The following is a 16068-nucleotide window of genomic DNA, read 5'->3' on the forward strand; positions in this document are numbered from 1 at the left end:
GACGGACTTCAGGGCGAGGCGCGGGTCGCCTCAGCCGCGCGACAGGAACGGCGAGCGGCGGTCAGAGCACTCCGAGCGCCCGCTCCAGGTCGGCCCGCAGGTCCTCCGGGTCCTCCAGCCCGACGGAGATCCGCAGCAGGCCGCCGCCCGGCTTGGCCTCCCCCGCCACCGGCCGGTGGGTGAGTGAGGCCGGGTGCTGGATCAGGGTGTCCACCCCGCCGAGCGAGACCGCGTGGGTGATCAGTTCGCAGGCGCCGGCGACGGTCGCGGCGGCGGCCGCGCCACCGCGTACCTCGAAGGCGAGCAGGCTGCCGGTGCCGGACAGCTGGCGGCCGACCAGGCCGGCCGGGTCGTGGACCGAGGGGTGATGCACCCGCACCACGGCCGGGTGGCCGGTGAGCCAGCCGGCGAGCTTCTCCGCGCCGGCCTGCTGGGCGCGGACCCGCAGCGGCAGGGTCTGCAGGCCCCGGTGCAGCAGGTACGCGCCGAGCGGGTGCAGCACGGCCCCGGTGACGGCGCGGACCTGGCGCAGTCGGGCGGCCCAGTCGGCGTCGCAGGCGACGACGCCGGCGAGCACGTCGCCGTGGCCGCCGATGCTCTTGGTGGCGCTGTGCAGGACGAGCGCGGCGCCGTGCCGGGCGGGCTGCTGGAGCACGGGCGTGGCGACGGTGTTGTCGACGAGCAGCGGGACGTCGCCGGCGGCGGTGGCGAGCGCGGCGATGTCGACCAGGTCGAGGGTGGGGTTGGCCGGCGTCTCGACGATCACCAGGGCGGTGTCGGGGCGGACGGCGGCGGCGACCTCGTCGGGGCGGGCCCAGGTGACCTCGGTGCCGAGCAGTCCGGTGGCGAGCACGTGGTCGGTGCCGCCGTAGAGGGGGCGGACGGCGACGATGTGCCGTTTGCCGTCCCGGGTGGCGGCGAGCAGCGCGGCGGTCAGGGCGGCCATCCCGCTGGCGAAGGCGACGGCTGCGGCGGCGCCTTCCAGTTCGGCCAGGGCGGTCTCGAAGCGGGCCACGGTGGGGTTCCAGAGCCGCTGGTAGACGGCGCTGGCGCCGGCCGGGAGGGTGCCGCCGGTGGCGAGCAGCTCGTACGCGTCGCCGCCGCCCTCGACCGAGGGCAGCGGGTTGGTGGTGGAGAGGTCGATCGGCGGCACGTGGACGCCGAGGCCTGCGAGATCGTCGCGGCCGGCGTGCACGGCCCGGGTGTCCACGGTCGTCATGCCGGAAGCGTCGAACAATAGGCTGCCTCTGGGCAATAGGATCGAAGATGATTCTGTAGAAGCCGCTTTCGTTGTCGCAGCATTCGCGGAAGGATGTTCACATGCCCCCTGCGCCGAATGATGTGCGGCCGTTCGCCGCGCTGGACGACGTCGACCGAGCGATCCTCACCGAGCTGGCCGCCGACGGCCGGCTGCCGAACAACGCCCTCGCCGAGCGGGTGGGGGTGGCCCCCTCGACCTGTCTCACCCGGACCCGGGCACTGCGCGACTGCGGGGCGATCCGCGGCTTCCACGCCGAGGTGGATCCGACCGCGGTGGGGCTGCCGTTGCAGGCGCTGGTGTCGGTCCGGCTGACCGCGCACGAGCGGGCCGCGGTGGACGCCTTCCGGGCCCGGTCGGTCCGGCTGCCCGGGGTGGTGTCGGTGTTCCACGTGGCCGGCGCGGAGGACTACGTGCTGCATGTGCGGGCGGCGTCCGGCGACGCCCTGCGCGACTTCGTGCTCGACCACCTCGCGGTGGACCCGGCCGTGCAGCACACCCAGACCAGCCTGATCTTCGAGCAGGCGCGCGGCATGGGCTGACCGGCGGGCGCCGACGGGATGGACCGGGTCCCCCGTACCCGACGAGGGGAACAAATCCGGCGCGCCGCGGGTTGGCCACAGCCGTGATCGACGTACCGATGTCTGTTCTTGATCTTGCGCCGGTGGCCCGTGGGGCGTCCGCCGGGGAGGCCCTACGGGCCACCACCGAACTGGCCCGCCGCACCGAGGAGCTGGGTTACCGCCGGTTCTGGGTGGCCGAGCACCACAACATGCCGGCGATCGCCAGCTCCGCGCCGGCGGTGCTGCTGGCGCACCTGGCGGCGCACACCTCGACGATCCGGCTGGGCTCCGGCGGGGTGATGCTGCCCAACCACGCGCCGCTGGTGGTCGCCGAGCAGTTCGGCACGCTGGAGGCGCTGCACCCGGGCCGCATCGACCTGGGCATCGGCCGCGCGCCGGGCACCGACCAGGTGACCGCGCTGGCGCTGCGCCGCACCATGGAAGGGCTGTCGGCGGAGGGCTTCCCGCGCGAGCTGGCGGACCTGATGAACTACTTCAGCGGCGACGAGCCGGGGGAGATCACCGCCACCCCGGGGCTCGGCCAGTCTCCCGCGGTCTGGCTGCTCGGGTCCAGCGGCTTCAGCGCCCAGCTGGCCGGGCTGCTCGGGTTGCCGTTCTCGTTCGCGCACCACTTCAGCGCGCAGCACACCCTGCCCGCGTTGCAGCTGTACCGGCAGAACTTCCGCCCGTCGCGCTGGCTGGAGCAGCCGTACGCGATGGTGGCGGTGAACGTGGTGTGCGCGGAGACCGACGAGCGGGCCGAGTGGCTGGCCGGGCCGAGCGCGCTGTCGTTCCTGAAGCTGCGCTCGGGGCGGCCGGAGCCCCTGGCCCCGCCCGAGGAGGCGGCGGCGTACCCGTACAACGAGTTCGAGCGGGAGTTCGTGCGGCAGCGCCGCGACGGGCAGGCCATGGGTTCACCGGAGACGGTCCGCCGGCAGCTCGGCGACCTGCTGGCGCGCACCGGCGCGGACGAGTTGATGGTCACCACGATGGTGTACGACGTGGCCGACCGGGTGCGCTCCTTCGAGCTGGTCGCCGAAAAGGTGGCCGGCGGGCTGAAGCGGAATGCCTGAAACATGCTCTTCATACCCACGTCACCCCACCGTCGCCCGGCGCGCCTAACTTGGTGATCGGTGGTGGTACGGCACTCCCGGTCGGGACGGGTCGGGGGTGCTGCGGTGTGGAGCACCGGGTCGCCAGTGGTGCGGATTCCGCAGCTGGCGACCCGGTGCCTACCGGGTCGAGGCTTCGGGCTCAGCGCAGGTAGATGTTCGGCGTGGGCAGGGGCCCTTGCCCGCGCCGGATCGGTTTGGTCGACTCGTCGGATGGCTGAGCACATGGACCCGGACGAGTTCCGCCGCGCCGGGTACGCGGTGGTGGACTGGATCGCCGACTACTGGACGACGCTCGGAAAGCGTCCGGTCACCTCGCAGGACCCGCCCGGCGCGGTGGCGGCGGCGCTGCCCGCGAGCCCGCCCGAGCACGGCGAGCCGGTCGAGGCCGTGCTCGCCGACCTGGACACCCTGATCACTCCCCGGTTGACCCACTGGCAGCACCCCGGGTTCTTCGGCTACTTCCCGGCCAACACCTCCGGCCCCAGCGTGCTCGGCGATTTGGTCAGCTCCGGGCTCGGCGTGCAGGGCATGCTCTGGGCCACCGGCCCGGCCTGCACCGAACTGGAGACGGTGATGCTGGACTGGCTCGCCGGGCTCATGGACCTGCCGCAACGGTTCCGCTCCACCGGTCCGGGCGGCGGGGTGATCCAGGACTCGGCCTCCTCGGCCACGCTGGTCGCCACCCTGGGCGCGCTGCACCGGGCCAGCGGCGGCCGGTGGCGCGCGGTGGGCATCGACCGCCGGTACCGGGCGTACACCTCCACGCAGGGGCACTCCTCCATCGAGAAGGCGGCGCGGATCGCCGGGCTGGGCGAGGACGGGGTCCGCCCGATCGAGGTGGACCCGGAGACGCTGGCGATGCGCCCGGCGGCGCTGCGGGCGGCGATCGAGGCCGACCGGGCCGCCGGGGACGTACCGGCGATCGTGGTGGCCACCATCGGGACGACCTCCACCACCGCCGTGGACCCGCTGCCGGAGATCGGGGCGATCTGCGCCGAGTACGGCGTCTGGCTGCACGTCGACGCCGCGTACGCGGGGGCGGCGGCGGTCTGCCCGGAGCTGCGCTGGTCGCACGCCGGGCTGGAGCACGCCGATTCGTACTGCTTCGACCCGCACAAGTGGCTGCTCACCGGCTTCGACTGCGACGCGTTCTGGGTGGCCGACCGGGGCGAGCTGATCGAGGCGTTGACGGTGATGCCGGAGTTCCTGCGCAACGCCGCCACCGAGTCCGGCGCGGTGATCGACTACCGGGACTGGCAGGTGCCGCTGGGCCGGCGCTTCCGGGCGCTGAAGCTCTGGTTCGTGCTCCGCTGGTACGGCGTCGAGGGGCTGCGCGCGCACATCCGCGCGGGCGTCGCGCTGGCCGACCGGTTCGCCCGCCGGGTGGCGGCCGACGACCGGTTCGACCTCGCCGCACCGCACCCGTTCTCGCTGGTCTGCTTCCGGCTGCGGGCCGGCGACGAGGCGAGCGCCGCGCTGCTGGCCCGGGTCAACGACACCGGGCGGGTGCACCTGACGCACACCCGGGTCGGCGGGCGGTACACGCTGCGCCTGGCGGTCGGCTCGCCGCTGACCGCCGAGGAGCACGTCGACGAGGCGTGGGAGCTGTTGGCGTCCGCGGCCACGGACCTCCTCGCCGGCTGACGCCTCCGCTGGCGACTGGCGACTGGCGACTGGCGACTGGCGACTGGCGACTGGCGGCTGCACCCCCCTGACGAGCGATATGACTCAGAGGCATATTTATGCCTCTGAGTCATATCGCTCTCGGTGGCATCCGCCCGCAGCGCGGTGACGCTGAGTGAGGGTGCGGGCTCAGGCCGGGTCGCGCGTGTTCGCGCCCCCACCGCCCCACGGACAGGTTTCCGATCGCGGCCCGCCGCTCAGCGCAGCCGCGCCGACCGCCCTCGGCGCGGCGCGGATGGTCGAGTGCAGGGCGCCCGTGGGCGTACCCGATGGGGTCAGCGATCAGCCGTGGCCAGCCGCGACGCATCCTGGACCGGCGCGGTGGCCGGCGATCCGGGGACCGCCGAGGCGGCCGGCGTCGGCGTCGCGGCCCCCACCGGCCCGGCGTCGCCGGTCGTCGCGAGGGCGGCGTCGACGGTGCTGCGGGCCCGACGGGTACGGCGCAGCGCGCGCACCGCGAGCGCCAGCGCGACCGCCCAGCCGACGGCGAGCAGCGCGTAGACCGCCGGGCGGGCGGCGCCGCCCAGCTCGCCGGCGCGCATCAGGGTGCGGGCGTTGGTCAGCACGATCACGCCGCCGATGGCCGCGCCGAGCAGTTGGGCCGGGACGATGCGCACCAGCCAGGCGGCGACCGGCGCGGCGATCAGGCCGCCGGCCAGCAACGCGGCCACCGTGGGCAGCAGGAAGCCCTGACTGCCCAGGCCGATCAGGAAGCCGATGCTGGCCGCGCCGGCGACGACGAACTCGGCGGTGTCGACGGAGCCGATCACCTTGCGCGGCTCCAGCCGGCCGGAGACCAGCAGCGCGGGCGTGGCCACCGGGCCCCATCCGCCGCCGCCGGTGGCGTCGACGAAGCCGGCGACCAGGCCGAGCGGGCCGAGGAACCGGCCGCGCAGCCCACCGGCGCCGGCCCGGGGGCGCAGCGGCCGGGAGAAGCGGACCAACAGGTACGCGCCGAGCACGAAGAGGATTCCCGCCATCCACGGCGCGGCCGACTCGGTGGAAATGGCGCTGAGGAAGGTGGCCCCGGCGAAGGCGCCGAGCGCGCCGGGGACGGCGATCCGGGCGACCACCCGCCAGTCGACGTTGCCGAACCGCCAGTGCGCGACGCCGGCGGCGAGGGTGGTGCCGATCTCGGCCAGGTGCACCGAGGCGGAGGCGGTGGCCGGGGCGATGCCGGCGAAGAGCAGCAGGGTGGACGAGGTCAGCCCGTACGCCATGCCGAGCGCCCCGTCGACGAGCTGGGCGGCCAGCCCGACCAGAGCGAGGACCAGAAGCTTGCGCACGCGCGCCCCTCCGAACTTTTCGGCATCTCCTATCGACTTGGTCGACAATGCGGTACGACGGGGGCTGGGTCAAGCCCCCTATCGGTGGGTGGGACGGCGCCGGACCGTGCGGCCGGGATCAGCTCCAGGCGCGGGGATCGGCAACCAGCTCGGTGATCCGGCCCGGCAGCTCCCCGGCGGCCACGTCGGCGATGCTCACCTGCTCCAGGATCTCCCGCTCGCTGGCCCGCAGCGCGATCCAGACCTCCTGCAACGCCCGGGCCGCGCCGTGGTAGCCCAACTCCTCGGGGCGCTGCCCGCGCACGTGGGCCAGCGGACCGTCGATGACCCGGATCACCTCGGCCAGGGAGATCTCCGCGGCCGGCCGGGCCAGCCAGTAGCCGCCCTCAGGCCCGCGCTGGGCGTGCACGATGCCACCCCGGCGCAGCTGGAGCAAGATGCTCTCCAGGAACTTCGGTGGGATCTCCTGGGCCCGGGCGATCTGCTCGGCGGTGACCGGCCGGGACCGCCCCGCACTCGCGCCGTCGGCGACCGAGGCCAGCTCGGCGGCCGCACGGAGGGCATAGTCGACCCGGGCGGAGAGACGCATGACCGCAAGGTTAGTCGGCAGGTCAGCCGGCCGGCCTGCCGCCCCTCACCCTTTAGATCACTCGCCGACGCGGCGGAGCAGGCCCTCCTGCACGGCGCTGGCGATGTGCCGGCCCTCGGTGGTGAACATCCGGCCGGTGGCCAGCCCACGGGCACCGGAGGCCGACGGGCTCCAGCAGTCGTAGAGGAACCACTCGTCGGCCCGGAACGACCGGTGGAACCACAGCGCGTGGTCGAGGCTCGCGCCGACCACGCCGCCCGGGCCCCAGACCTCGCCGTGCACCGAGAGCACCGAGTCCAGCAGGGTCAGGTCGGAGGCGTACGTCAGGGCGCACGCGTGCAGCAGTGGGTCGTCCGGCAGCTTGCCGTCGATGCGCATCCAGACCCGCTGGTTCGGGTCGGCGGGGCGGTCGCCGGGGCGTACCCAGCCGGGCTCGCCGACGTAGCGCACGTCTATCGGGCGGGGGATCTGCCCCCAGATGCCGAGCCGCTCCGGGTAGCGGGAGAGCCGGTCGGTCATGGTGGGCACGTCGTCCGGCCCGGGCACGTCCGGCGGGGTGGGAGCCTGGTGGTCCAGGCCCTCCTCCTGCCGCTGGAAGGAGGCCGACATGAAGAAGATCGGCTTGCCGTGCTGGAGGGCGACCGAGCGGCGCACCGAGAACGATCTGCCGTCGCGGATGTTCTCCACCTGGTACTCGATCGGCTCCACCGGGTCGCCGGGGCGCACGAAGTAGCCGTGCAGCGAGTGCACGAAGCGCTCCGAATCGACGGTACGACCGGCGGCCACCAGGGCCTGGCCGGCGACCTGCCCGCCGTACACCCGCTGCGGGCCGACCGGCGGGCTCATCCCCCGGAAGGTCATCTCGCCGGTGTTGTCGAGGTCGAGGACCTCCAGCAACTGGTCGACCGCGGCCTGCCCGGCCACCTGGCGCTCGGTCACTGCAGGGCCCGCGCGGAGGCCGCGTCGACCAGCGAGCCGAGCTGGTGCACCCGCAGCGTGTTGGTGGAGCCGGGGGTGCCGGGCGGGCTGCCCGCCACGATCACCACGTAGTCGCCGGGGTTGGCCCGGTTGAGGCCGAGCAGCGCCTGGTCGACCTGGCGGAACATGTCGTCGGTGTGCTCGACGAACGGCATCAGGAAGGTCTCCACGCCCCAGCAGAGCGCGAGCTGGTTGCGCACCTCGGGCACCGGGGTGAAGGCCAGCAGCGGCAGGTCGCAGTGCAGCCGGGAGAGCCGCTTGACGGTGTCGCCGGTCTGCGAGAAGGCGACCAGCGCCTTGGCACCGATGGCCCGGGCGATCGAGGAGGCCGCGACGGTGAGCGCGCCGCCGTGGGTACGCGGGTCGTGCTGGAGCCGAGGCACCCCGATCGAGCCGGACTCGGTGGTGGTGACGATCTTCGCCATGGTGCTGACGGTGAGCACGGGGTACTTGCCGACGCTGGTCTCGCCGGAGAGCATCAAGGCGTCCGCGCCGTCGAGCACCGCGTTGGCGACGTCGGAGGCCTCGGCGCGGGTCGGGCGGGAATTCTCAATCATGGAGTCGAGCATCTGGGTGGCCACGATGACCGGCTTGGCGTTCTCCCGGCAGAGCTGCACGGCGCGCTTCTGCACCAGCGGCACCTGGTCCAGCGGGAGCTCGACGCCCAGGTCGCCGCGGGCGACCATGACGCCGTCGAAGGCCAGCACGATCGCCTCGAGGTGGTCCACCGCCTCGGGCTTCTCGACCTTGGCCAGCACCGGGCGGTGCACGCCCTCCTCGGCCATGATGCCGTGCACGAGCTTGATGTCGTCGGCCGAGCGGACGAAGGAGAGCGCGATCAGGTCGACGCCCAGCCCGAGGGCGAAGCGCAGGTCCTCCGCGTCCTTCTCGGACATCGCCGGCACGCTGACCGCCACGTTGGGCAGCGAGACGCCCTTGTTGTTGGAGACCGGGCCGCCCTCGGTGACCAGGCAGCGGATGTCGTTGCCGGTGACGTCGCTGACCTCGACGGCGACCCGGCCGTCGTCGATCAGCAGCCGGTCGCCCGGCTTCACCTCCTGCGGCAGCTTGCGGTAGGTGCAGGAGACCCGCTCCTTGGTGCCCACGATGTCGTCGCCGGTGATCACGACGGAGTCGCCGGTGCGCCACTCGTGCGGGCCGTCGGCGAACTTGCCGAGGCGGATCTTGGGGCCCTGGAGGTCGGCCAGTACGGCGACCGGGTGCCCGGCGGCGTCGGCCGCCTCCCGCACCAGCCGGTACACCGACTCGTGGTCGGCGTGACTGCCGTGGCTGAAGTTCAGCCTGGCCACGTTCATGCCCGCCTCGACGAGCCCCCGGATCCGCTCCGGGGACGAGGTGGCAGGGCCAAGAGTGCAGACGATCTTCGCGCGGCGTGTCACGCCCATCAGGCTAGTCTCTCCTCCAGGTCGGGCGGGCCGACCCCTTTCGGACTGCGGAACAGTTGTCCACCGACGCGACCGCGGCGGGCGCGTGGCCAGCGGGCGCGGAGCCGCACCGGGGGACGTCGTGAGTGGCGGGCATCGGCGACCGCGCCGGGAATCGTACCGCCCGCCCGCATCCGCCCCCGGAGGCGCTCCCACGCCCGCGACGGGCGCCCGCCGCGCCGCCACTCACCCACCGCCGGTGGTCACCGGCAGCGTCGGTACGGCGGAGAAGACCGCCGGTCGGGGCGGGGTGGTCGGCGTCGGCGGGCCGGAGCAACCGGTCGCCGAGCGGCTCACGCAGGTCGGCGGCGGCGCGGGAGAGGTCGGAGGTGGCGGCTGGCGACAGTCGGTCAGCTCTGGGACTTGACCAGCGGGAACTCCAGCGAGCCGGCGGGACAGAGGAAGGTCAGCACGTCCACCTGGTAGAGCCCGGCCTGCACGGCCGGGTCCGCTTCCATCACGCTGCGCACGTCGTCGACCGAGCCGGTGCGGGCCAGGCCGATGCCGATCGGCGGGGCCGGCTCCCGGGCGGGGCCGTCGATCGACCCGGAGACCAGCACGATCCCCCGGCGCTGCAACGCCTGCATGTGCTCGAAGTGCTCGGCCTGCAACCGTTGCACGGTCTCGCTGGGCAGGGCCCGACCGGCCGGCCCCGGGTAGAGCACGATGCACTCGTACGTGTCGAGCGCGAAGTCCAGCTGCGGCATACCCGTCATGGCGCCCCCTCCCACGCTGCCGGCGTCGGCACCGCGCCGGTCTCCCCCCGACTCGGCACAGCGTCGCACGCTGCGGCGGGCCGCAGCGGCCGCTCGGGCCAACTGCCCCGCCGACGTACCCGGTTGCCGACCGGCTGGGTCCTTCATCCAGCCGGCCATCACCGGCGACGACTGGCCCGGGCGGCCCGACCGCACGACGGGCGGACGGGGTGCTCCCGTCCGCCCGTCGCTGGTTCACAGGGCGAAGCAGTTGGGGCGAACCGGGGCGTCGGTGAGCACCTGCCGGACCACGGTGTAGGTGGTCCCGTCCAGGATCAGGCTGAGGTGACCGACCAGCCGCAGCGGGCACCAGCTCTGGATCAGCACGTTGGTCGCGCCGTCCGCCAGCGCGGCGTTGCCGATCGGCCAGACCAGCTCGTCCTGCCAGGTCCGCACGGTCGCCCAGCGGATGGCGCCCGGGGTGTCGTCCCCGCCGTTGAGGGCGGTGAGCAGGTCCGAGCCGATGGACATCTGCTGGCAGGCGACGATGCCGGCGCAGTTGCCGAGGCCGATGAACTTGAGGATGTTGGCGGCGTAGGTGCCCTGCTGGGGGCTGCCGAGGCTGACGTACCGGCCGACGGCGTCGGCGCCGCCGAGGAACTTGACGTACCAGCGGGAGACCAGGCCGCCCTCGGAGTGGGCGACCAGGTCCACCTTGGCCGCGCCGGTGCTGGCGCGGACCTGGTCGACGTACGTCTTGAAGGCGCGGGCGGACTCGCGGATGTCGCCGAAACCGAGCCCGGGGATCTGGAAGATGGAGACCCGGAAGCCGTCGGCGCGCAGCCGCGCGGCGATCGGCTCGTACGCGATGGAGACGCCGATCAGGCCGCCGACCACGATGACCGGGTTGGCGCTCGCGTTGGCGGTGGCGGTGGTGGACGTGGTTGCGGCGCCGGCGGTGGTGGTGGTGGTGCCGGCGGTGGTGGTGGTGCCGGCGGTGGTGGTGCGGTCGGGGGCGGCCGCGGCGGCGGTGGCCGGGACGAGCAGTGCGGCGACGGCGGTGGTGGCGGCGAGGATCGTTCGGAGCAGCATGGCTGCACCTCCGGTGGGAGGTTCCCGGGGAGCCGGGACGGCGGGTGGGGGATCCGATCGATCGGTGGGACGATGATGCGGGTCACAATTCACAATCGTCAATGGCAAGTTACGCGCCGGTAACCTGATGTCGCACCGGAGGTGTCTTCCGGCAAAGCGGGCGAACCACGACGGGGCCGACCGCGTTCGCGGTCGGCCCCGGTCGGGTCCCTGGTCAGGCGGTCGGGTCGGCCTCCCCGTCCGCCGCCTCGCGCAGCGCCCGGGTGGCCTGGTCGAGCAGCTTGGTGGGATCCGTCCGGCCGTTGACCTGGATCTCCGCCTCGGCGTCGCCGACCTGGATGCGGATACTGACCTCGGTGCGCTGCTGGTCCACCCAGGACTGCACCAGGTTGAACAGGCCGGGCAGCAGTCCCTGGGCCACCACCGCGATGATCACCGCGTCGCTGAAGCCGGGCCGGCCGCCCTGGCCGGCGGCGGCGTCGCGCACCGCGGCGCGGAACTCCGGCCGGCGGTGGATCCAGGCCAGCAGCGGCACCCGGGGTGGCCGGGCGGTACGCGGGGTCAGCACCATCCGCACGGGTCGCCCCGGCCGGGTGGACGGTTCGGTCATGTCGGGCTCTCCCTTACTCGCCGCCGGGCCGGAACGTCAGCTTGCCGTCCACCACGGACAGCACGCCGACCACCTGGATCTGCTCGTCCTCGGTGAACGGGGTGGTGCCGAAGAAGCCGGTGGTGGTGCCGGTCGCCTGGGCCGACCCCCGGCCCTCGAACGGCGTCGACACCTGCGCCGAGGTCGGGCCGGTCAGGTTCAGCTCGATCGTGGGGTACCGGGTGATCTTCCAGGCGATCTTCTTCACCGTCTCCCCGGTGTAGTACCGGAACGGGCACCCCTGCGGCGCGGCGACCGTCTGCGCCGCGCAGGCGTCCAGGTACGCCTTGACGCTCTCCTCCGCCGTGGCCTGGGCCGCCGGGGCCAGCGTGGGCGTCAGGTCGGGGGTCCCCGCGCTCTCCTGCCCGGGCAGGACGTAGACGACCTGCGACGGGGTCTCGCTGAGGGCGTTGCGCTGGCCACCGACCGTGTACGCCCCGGGCAGCAGCGCCAGCTCGACGCCCTCGGAAGCCGTCGGCGCGGGTTGCCCGTTGACGGTCAGGCCCGCCGCGCCGGGCAGGCTGAGCCGCGCGGGTGGCGCGGCGATCTGCCACCGGTGGAACAGCCCGAGGGTCGCCGACTCGTCCCGGCGCAGCGGCAGCTCGGCGCTCAGCTTCTGCCCGGCCAGGGTGTAGGCGATCTTGGCCACCGCCTCGTCGCCGTCGCGCTCGACCGACGTGACGTCCACGTCGGTCGGCGGCTGGTAGCCCTTTCCGCCGACGATCCGGGCAAGCTGCTCGCCGTCGCCCGCCGCCGCCCTGGCGTCCGGGGTCAGCGCCGCCAGGGCGCCCCGGCCGTCCCCGTCGTCCAGCGCGGAGAAGTAGGCGTCCACCGCCGCCTGCGGGCGGAACAGCAGCCACTGCGCGGTGGTGAGCGCGCCGCCGCCGAGGCAGCCGATCAGCGCCAGCGCGCCGACCAGCACCCAGGCGCGCCGGGAGCCGACCGGCCCCGGCCGTCCGAACAGCTCCTCGGTGCCCACCCGGGCGGGGCTCCCGTCGGCGGCCGTCGCCTCGTCGGCGGTGGCCGGCGTGAGCCGTTCGAGCCGGTCGAGCCGCAGCTCGGACGGCGGGTGGGTGGCGCAGACCGCCTCGTCCCACCCGCTGCGGCCGGTCTCGAAGGACCGACGTCGTTCCAGCATCGACCGCATGCCGGCCGCGTGGCCGGCGAGGACCGCCCCGGCGTCGGCCCGGTACTCGGCGGCCCGGACGTCGCGGCGGTGGCAGGGCAGCACCACGAACCGCATGGTCAGCAGCACCGGCCAGAAGACGATGAAGACCAGCAGGTCGGTGGCCGGGTGCGGGAACCGGCGCATCAGCCAGGTCGGCACCGCGTGGACCAGCACCAGCGGCAGCCCGACCCCCCGGACGAACGCGCTGGTCACCTCGTCGCCGGTACGCCAGTGCACCAGCTCGTGGCTGAGCAGCGCCGCGACGTCCTCGTCCGGCTCGTCGAGCAGGCTGGTGGTCACCACGATGTGCCGGGCGTAGGCACGGGCGTTGGTGAGCACCGGGTCGTCCTCGATCAGCAGCCGGGGCACGCTCGGCAGGCCGAGCCGGGCGGCGCACCCGGACAGGATCGGCCGCAGCCGCTCCGCCTCCCGCCGGCTGAGCTGACGCGCACCGGAGACGCTGAGCAACCACGGCTCCAGCAGCACCCGGCCCAGGGTGTAGATCAGGCCGACCAGGGCGGCGGCCACCACCATCCCGACCAGGCCGGTGAACAGGTTCGCCGGCTCGTCGAAGGCGTCCCGCCAGGGCAGCACCAGCACGACCAGGAAGCCGGCCAGGAAGCCGACCGCGAAGCCGGCGAAGCCGCCGACCACGCCGCCGGACCGGTTGAGGAAGGCGTCGAGCAGAGGGCCGACCAGCGGCGCGTCACGCACCACCGACGGCAGGGCGTCGCCCGCCTGGGTACCCCCGGCGACCAACCCGAGCACGCCCAGCGCGAGCCCGCCCCACACCGCGGCCAGCAGCGCCAGCGGCACGTAGAACCAGGTGGCCAGGAAGCTGCCGAGCACGCCCCGCCAGTCGCGCAGGATGCCGGCGCGCAGCCACACCAGCGCGTTCGGGTACCCCGGCGGCCGGTCGGCCAGCCGCCGGTCGAGTCCGCCCGGTCCGGCCGGGCGGGGCTCGGTCGAGCGCTGCTCGACCGCGGGGCTCACCTGCGGGTCAACGTCCGGGTCGCTCACGGGAGACTCCTCGACGACAGACGCCACCACCCGGGACGGCCAAGGGGCGCACGTTCCACGGGCACGGCGCATCGGACGGCGGCCGGGCCGACCGTCGACGGTATGTGCGCGGGCAGGAATGCGGTGCCGAAATGGATCAGTGGATTTCGACGTCGCAGGACATTACCCGTCGCGAATGGACATCGCCAGCACCAATCCGGCCCGGGCTGGCGGCGAGAGCGCGCCGCCGTGCCGCGATTCCTCGCTCCACCAGGGCATTCGCCACTCTGCACCCAGGTCGGTGGCGGCGTCTATCGATGCGAAAACAGGGGTTGGCGGAGGCCTTCGGCGAATTGGCCGGGAAGCCACGGTGATTGGTCGCGAACCCGTCAGGATATGCGCAGGGGCGCAGGCGGTATCGCCGTGTTCCGGATCAGTTATCCGACACCGGGGCGCGGCATTGTCCTTGCGGGCGGGGCCGGGCTCAGCTGCCCAGCGCCCGTACCTTGGCGATGGTTTCCTGGACCTGCTGGCTGGCCGGCCCGGCACCCTGCGCCGCCTGGGTCAGCGCCTGCCGGTAGGCGTCAAGCATCCCGATCAACGGTCCGGCCGCGACCCCTTCCAGGGCACCGGCGACCAGTTCCCGCGCCTCGGCGGCATCCTGCGCCGCGGCGGCGGTCTTCGCCTTCGCCTCGTCCAGCTTCTGCGCCGCCGCCGCCAGCCTGGCGATGACCTGTGCTGCGCTCACGCGCCCCTCCCCTGGTCGCTTCGGGTCGATCGGCCCCGCCACCGCCGTCGACCACAATGGAGGGTACGAGATGCCACGCCCTCCGGCGATCACACGACGACGGACCGATTGTCGACTACCGCTCGGCGACGAACACGCCGACGCCGCCGACTCCCTCGACGAGTCCTTCGATCTTGAGCGCGTTGATCGCCTGCCGGACGACGATGGCCGACACGCTGTGCTGACGGCACAGCTCGGACGTCGACGGCAGCTTGTCGCCCGGCGCGAGTTCGCCGGACTGGATCTGAGCGCGGATGCCATCGGCTATCTGCGCCCACTTGGCTTTGGCGGGCATTGGTGTCTCCCAGGTCTGCACCGCCATTTGATCACGTGAAACTTTGTATAGCAAGCAATGTCTGGTCCACTGCTTGCGCTTACATGACCTGTTATATACGCTCTGTCTCGGCCGGCTCCCAGGTCTGCAAACCCGGAGTTGGTCCTTCCCCACCGCGCAGAGCGCCCGGTCGGCCGGTCCCCCTGGACGGCCGGGCGTGCCGCGGCCTGCCCGTAGGCAGCGCCCACACCGAAGCGAACCCCACCAAGGAGACGCCACCGGACGGGAGTACCCGATGCACGACCAACCCGACGACAACCGCTCGATGAACGGGGACGAGGACGGGACGGGTGGAACACCATGGGTGTCAAACGGCTCCGGTGACACCCATGGTGTTCCACCGACCGGCCGCGCCCGTCCTGCACCCATGGACCGGGACGACCGGGCGGGGCGACCCGGCGACGACCAGCCATCCGGGCGGCCCGGCCGTCCGGAGCCGCTGGTGTCCGCACAGGACGTCGAGGACGCCGACGACATCCTGTTCGCCCATCCCCCGCGGGTGGTCACCCGGTGGCTCTGCGGCTGCGGCGAGGACTACCCCTGCACCGAGGTCCGCTTCGCCCGTCTGGTCAAGGCCACCCACAGCGCGGCCACCACCGGCGGCGAGGGCAGCCCGTGAACAGCTCCGACCTGCGCAGGTACGCGGCCGAGCAGGCTGCCGACGCGCGGCGGATCATCTCCCAGCACCGCACGGAGGCGTACACCGGGGTGTGCCGGAGTTGCGGACGGCCCGAGCCGTGCGACGAGCAGCGGGCGGCGCGGACTCGGCTGGCGCACCACGACGCCACGCTGCACGCTCTGCCCCCGGGCCGGGCGCGGTCAGCGCAGGAAACGGACGAGCAGCAGGCTGGCGCAGTACGCGGTCGGCACCAGCGCGACGCAGATGACGAAGCCGAGCGGGACGAACCGGGGCGGCTCCACGGTGGCCAGGGCGGACCGCCCCCAGCGGCCGAGGATCAGCCAGCCGGCGGCGAAGGAGAGCACCGGCAGCCCGGCGCAGATCCAGGCGCCCAGGGTGAAGCCGCTGACCAGCCCCACGCCGGAGGCGACCACCAGGACCAGCATGAGCAGCACGCCCGCGGCGGCGCAGGCGACGTAGACGGCCACCGCCCGGGCCGCCGGGGACCAGGTCGGCAGCAGCTCCGGCCGGGCGGCGAGGGCCTCGACCTCCCGGGTCCGCAGGTCGGCCTCGTCGACCAGCCGGCGGGCCTCCTCCAGCACGACGCCCGGGTCGGCGTCCAGGTCGGCGTCCGGGTCGGCGTCCGGGTCGACGGCGCCGGGGTCGACCGGGGGCCCAGCGACGGCGGCATCCGGCCCGTCCGGAGCGGACGCGGTGGCCGGCGGAAGACCGATCGCCTCGCCGAGCTGGTCCAGCCGCTGGCCCTGGGCGGCGAGCCGCTGGCCGACCTGGGCCACCCCGGCGTGCA

The 16068-nt window shown here is 73.7% G+C and carries 17 protein-coding genes; 5 read left to right on the top strand and 12 right to left on the bottom strand.

Going from position 1 to position 16068, the window contains the following annotated elements:
• Positions 1-61: 61 nt before the first annotated feature.
• Positions 62-1237, bottom strand: a complete 1176-nt coding sequence (locus tag KBX37_RS22780) for a PLP-dependent aspartate aminotransferase family protein (protein WP_210777947.1) — start codon at positions 1235-1237, stop codon at positions 62-64.
• Between the two features lie 83 nt (positions 1238-1320).
• Here KBX37_RS22780 and KBX37_RS22785 point away from each other — a divergent pair, with 83 nt between their 5' ends.
• From KBX37_RS22785 to KBX37_RS22795, 3 genes are all read left to right on the top strand, one after another.
• On the top strand, positions 1321-1800 hold the full coding sequence (locus KBX37_RS22785) for an Lrp/AsnC family transcriptional regulator (protein ID WP_210777948.1): 480 nt from the start codon (positions 1321-1323) through the stop codon (positions 1798-1800).
• Positions 1801-1871: 71 nt separating this feature from the next.
• Positions 1872-2894 (top strand): LLM class flavin-dependent oxidoreductase, encoded by a 1023-nt coding sequence (locus tag KBX37_RS22790; RefSeq protein WP_305798118.1) that lies wholly within the window; start codon positions 1872-1874, stop codon positions 2892-2894.
• A 252-nt stretch (positions 2895-3146) separates the two neighbouring features.
• On the top strand, positions 3147-4580 hold the full coding sequence (locus tag KBX37_RS22795) for a pyridoxal-dependent decarboxylase (RefSeq protein WP_247658712.1): 1434 nt from the start codon (positions 3147-3149) through the stop codon (positions 4578-4580).
• 314 nt (positions 4581-4894) lie between these two features.
• Here the strand turns inward: KBX37_RS22795 and KBX37_RS22800 are convergent, their stop codons facing one another.
• From KBX37_RS22800 to pyk, 4 genes are all read right to left on the bottom strand, one after another.
• Entirely contained in the window at positions 4895-5905 is a 1011-nt protein-coding gene (locus KBX37_RS22800; RefSeq protein WP_210777950.1) for a sulfite exporter TauE/SafE family protein, read from the bottom strand.
• Between the two features lie 118 nt (positions 5906-6023).
• Positions 6024-6494 carry an Rrf2 family transcriptional regulator gene (locus tag KBX37_RS22805; RefSeq protein WP_210777951.1) on the bottom strand — a complete coding sequence of 157 codons (471 nt, stop codon included), beginning with the start codon at positions 6492-6494 and terminating at the stop codon, positions 6024-6026.
• Between the two features lie 57 nt (positions 6495-6551).
• A complete protein-coding gene (locus KBX37_RS22810) occupies positions 6552-7433 on the bottom strand; it encodes an acyl-CoA thioesterase II (RefSeq protein ID WP_210777952.1) in 882 nt (293 codons plus the stop codon).
• Positions 7430-8878, bottom strand: a complete 1449-nt coding sequence (gene pyk / locus KBX37_RS22815; RefSeq protein WP_210777953.1) for a pyruvate kinase — start codon at positions 8876-8878, stop codon at positions 7430-7432. The genes KBX37_RS22810 and pyk overlap by 4 nt, the downstream gene beginning before the upstream one ends.
• Before the next feature lie 238 nt (positions 8879-9116).
• On the opposite strand from pyk, the gene KBX37_RS22820 reads away from it, so the two are divergent.
• Complete coding sequence (locus KBX37_RS22820; protein WP_210777954.1) at positions 9117-9284, top strand: hypothetical protein; 168 nt, start codon at positions 9117-9119, stop codon at positions 9282-9284.
• Here the strand turns inward: KBX37_RS22820 and KBX37_RS22825 are convergent.
• From KBX37_RS22825 to KBX37_RS22850, 6 genes are all read right to left on the bottom strand, one after another.
• On the bottom strand, positions 9268-9633 hold the full coding sequence (locus KBX37_RS22825; protein WP_210777955.1) for a YciI family protein: 366 nt from the start codon (positions 9631-9633) through the stop codon (positions 9268-9270). The genes KBX37_RS22820 and KBX37_RS22825 overlap by 17 nt on opposite strands.
• Positions 9634-9867: 234 nt before the next feature.
• Positions 9868-10704 (bottom strand): alpha/beta fold hydrolase, encoded by an 837-nt coding sequence (locus tag KBX37_RS22830; RefSeq protein WP_210777956.1) that lies wholly within the window; start codon positions 10702-10704, stop codon positions 9868-9870.
• A gap of 214 nt (positions 10705-10918) precedes the next feature.
• Complete coding sequence (locus KBX37_RS22835; RefSeq protein ID WP_210777957.1) at positions 10919-11314, bottom strand: hypothetical protein; 396 nt, start codon at positions 11312-11314, stop codon at positions 10919-10921.
• Between the two features lie 13 nt (positions 11315-11327).
• Complete coding sequence (locus KBX37_RS22840) at positions 11328-13541, bottom strand: M48 family metalloprotease (protein ID WP_210777958.1); 2214 nt, start codon at positions 13539-13541, stop codon at positions 11328-11330.
• 463 nt (positions 13542-14004) lie between these two features.
• Positions 14005-14268 carry a DUF6244 family protein gene (locus KBX37_RS22845; RefSeq protein ID WP_088961184.1) on the bottom strand — a complete coding sequence of 88 codons (264 nt, stop codon included), beginning with the start codon at positions 14266-14268 and terminating at the stop codon, positions 14005-14007.
• A 115-nt stretch (positions 14269-14383) separates the two neighbouring features.
• Positions 14384-14629, bottom strand: coding sequence for a winged helix-turn-helix domain-containing protein (locus tag KBX37_RS22850; RefSeq protein ID WP_088961183.1), 246 nt, complete (start codon positions 14627-14629; stop codon positions 14384-14386).
• A gap of 454 nt (positions 14630-15083) precedes the next feature.
• Here KBX37_RS22850 and KBX37_RS22855 point away from each other — a divergent pair, with 454 nt between their 5' ends.
• Positions 15084-15260, top strand: a complete 177-nt coding sequence (locus KBX37_RS22855) for a hypothetical protein (RefSeq protein WP_210777959.1) — start codon at positions 15084-15086, stop codon at positions 15258-15260.
• Positions 15261-15460: 200 nt separating this feature from the next.
• Here KBX37_RS22855 and KBX37_RS22860 read toward each other — a convergent pair.
• Positions 15461-16068 (bottom strand): hypothetical protein (locus KBX37_RS22860; RefSeq protein WP_307849167.1); only part of this gene is annotated, 608 nt, incomplete at its 5' end.

The sequence above is a fragment of the Micromonospora sp. U56 genome, from assembly GCF_018070095.1.
GTDB lineage: Bacteria > Actinomycetota > Actinomycetes > Mycobacteriales > Micromonosporaceae > Micromonospora > Micromonospora purpureochromogenes.